This window comes from Cupriavidus phytohabitans (genome assembly GCF_017815025.1).
Taxonomy (GTDB): Bacteria; Pseudomonadota; Gammaproteobacteria; order Burkholderiales; family Burkholderiaceae; genus Cupriavidus.
The window spans coordinates 1-2,116 of the sequence record NZ_JAGIQB010000156.1; the positions used below are offsets into that span (position 1 = coordinate 1).

Annotated in this window: 3 protein-coding genes and 4 pseudogenes; 6 read left to right on the forward strand and 1 reads right to left on the reverse strand. The window is 57.8% G+C overall.

Annotated elements, in window-relative coordinates; all coding sequences use genetic code 11:
* A pseudogene (locus J8I34_RS33730) lies at positions 1–96 on the forward strand (IS6 family transposase); the annotation flags it as partial.
* A 46-nt stretch (positions 97–142) separates the two neighbouring features.
* Here the strand turns inward: J8I34_RS33730 and J8I34_RS33735 are convergent.
* Complete coding sequence (locus J8I34_RS33735) at positions 143–559, reverse strand: hypothetical protein (RefSeq protein ID WP_209778426.1); 417 nt, start codon at positions 557–559, stop codon at positions 143–145.
* Positions 560–856: 297 nt separating this feature from the next.
* Between J8I34_RS33735 and J8I34_RS33740 the strand changes: the two genes are divergently transcribed.
* The 5 genes and pseudogenes from J8I34_RS33740 to J8I34_RS35145 all read left to right on the forward strand — a co-directional run.
* Positions 857–1,045: a hypothetical protein gene (locus J8I34_RS33740; RefSeq protein ID WP_209778424.1), complete on the forward strand. Its 189-nt coding sequence runs from the start codon at positions 857–859 to the stop codon at positions 1,043–1,045.
* Positions 1,042–1,323: a hypothetical protein gene (locus J8I34_RS33745; RefSeq protein ID WP_209778421.1), complete on the forward strand. Its 282-nt coding sequence runs from the start codon at positions 1,042–1,044 to the stop codon at positions 1,321–1,323. The genes J8I34_RS33740 and J8I34_RS33745 overlap by 4 nt, the downstream gene beginning before the upstream one ends.
* Positions 1,324–1,366: 43 nt before the next feature.
* Positions 1,367–1,552, forward strand: a pseudogene (locus J8I34_RS35140) (IS5/IS1182 family transposase); the annotation flags it as partial.
* 4 nt (positions 1,553–1,556) lie between these two features.
* A pseudogene (locus J8I34_RS35675) lies at positions 1,557–1,691 on the forward strand (IS5/IS1182 family transposase); the annotation flags it as partial.
* 230 nt (positions 1,692–1,921) lie between these two features.
* Positions 1,922–2,044, forward strand: a pseudogene (locus J8I34_RS35145) (IS630 family transposase); the annotation flags it as partial.
* Between the last annotated feature and the right edge of the window lie 72 nt (positions 2,045–2,116).

Sequence of the window (2,116 nt, forward strand, 5' to 3'; positions counted from 1 at the left end):
CCAGCGAAGACACCGCGAACGACTCTGCCAGTGGGGATTGCCAAGGTGCTCAAGCGCCTGCACTATCCGCTGGACGTAATCCTGCTGTGCGTGCAGATTGGTGGCATCGACCCTAATCCGAGCCTCGCCGTTCTCAACGCGGTCAACCAAATACACGCAACGCCGCGACGGGTTCCAGATTTCCCAGCGAGGTTCGGAAATGTCGTGCGCAAACGTTGCGGATTTGACATACCAACTCGGCAAAGTGTTCGTCCTCCGTCTGAGGGACGTCGCCATTTCTTGCCCGCATGTGAGTCTGCGTAACCGCCTCAAACTCTTCCCGGCATCTGTTTAGCGTGATGGCCGCAGCCCCGAAGGCAATCAGAAGCTGATTGCCGCACGCATTGCGCAAGTCATCGTAGGAATGAAAGATGTGGTCGGGAAGCACCCAGATGGCGCGAGCGTCCTCGAACGCCAGTGGCTGGTCAAACTCAGCTAGGTTCAACTTTCCCTGTTCGGCGTAGTCACACAGCTTTGCCGCGAACGCCAGTTGGGCAAATGCAGTGTCCAGGTAGTTCATTGGGGGCCGACCTGTGAAATGTCCGTAGGGCACAATTCTAAGCCGGGTGTACCGGCATAGCACTGAAAAGAACTCTTCCCCCAGAGGCGAGCGCGGGCGCTGTGTGAAGTGTTGTGCGCTGCCTCACGCCGTCCGAATTGCAACCGTGGGAAGTGTCTACGAGAATTGCTTTGCTTGCCATGGACTCACGCGACATGAGCTTGTCAGTGGAACCGGCTATCATGTGCACGTCTGCCATAGAGTGCTGCTGGCAAAGCTATTGGGGCTGGCGCTCGTCAGTGCTGAGGAGAGAGGTTCATGGCCACAGAACAAGACATTGAGGCTATCCGAGCCGGCATCAAGGCCGGCCGCTTTCCGAACGAAGCCGCGGTTTCGCAAGGGATTGTGCTGCGTCTGCTGAGTACCCTCGGATGGGTGCCGTACGACACGGACATCGTCTGGCCGGAATATTCATTAGGAGGCCAGCGCGTCGACTATGCCTTGTGAGCCCGCCCGGCAAGGCGATCGCTTTTATTGAGGTCAAGCAGATCGGTCAGAGCGACGGCGCGGAACGGCAACTGTTCGAATACGCCTTTCACGCGGGCGTGCCAATGGCCGTACTGACCGATGGACGCGAGTGGAACTTCTTCCTGCCCGGCGAGCAGGGCGATTACCGGAAGCGTAGAGTCTACAAGCTTGACCTCGTTGAACGGGATGTCCGGGAGAGCGTTGAACGCTTGGAACGATACCTTAAGGCAATGCTGATCAAGTCCTCCGATTCGTGAGAAGGCGCGTTATTTGAAGAATCACGAGCGCAAAGAGATGAGCATGAAGCAGATGACGTTGGCAGCGGGTGCAGATCAATGTGCAGTTTTCGAGCAACACCGCAAGCCAACGCGACGTGAAGAGTTTCTGGCGACGATGGATCAGATCGTGCCGTGGGCGGCATTGTGCGCCGTGATTGAGCCCTACTATCCGAAGGCAGGCAATGGCCGGCGGCCCATTGGTCTGGAGCGGGGTTAAGCGCATGTGGGGCTTCACGAAAGTGCGCTACCGCGGTCTGAAGAAGAATGCCGGCCGAGCCTTCACGGCGCTGGCGTTGGCCAATCTCTACTTGAGTCGAGGGCATCTGATGGGAGCAGTCCGCCCGTAAAAGGCGAATGCGGGGCGGGCGCCTCGCCAACACACCCCAATCGGGGCGCGCGAGGGCAAATTCTCGTCGCCACAGCCATTTTTCCGGCCGAACGGGCCTCCTGATCAAGCTGCATAACTCAATTTACCCAGCTTGTTCAGCGTAGCCCTAGTGTCCTGCGCCAGAGGTTCCTTGCATTATTGACACCACATAGTAGTCTGCGTTGAAGGCACGCAAACGGCGAGGTGGTGATGAGAGGAAGACCAAAGGCGGAACTTGTATTGAGTGAGGTCGAACGTGAGCAACTCAAGGCGCTGACGATGCGGCGCAAGACCGCACAGGCGTTGGCGTTACGCGCGCGCATTGTGCTGGCTAGTACAACATCCCGTAAATAGGTTGAATAATTAGTCGCCTCGGATATCATGGCGGGATGAGCCGAGGCCGCC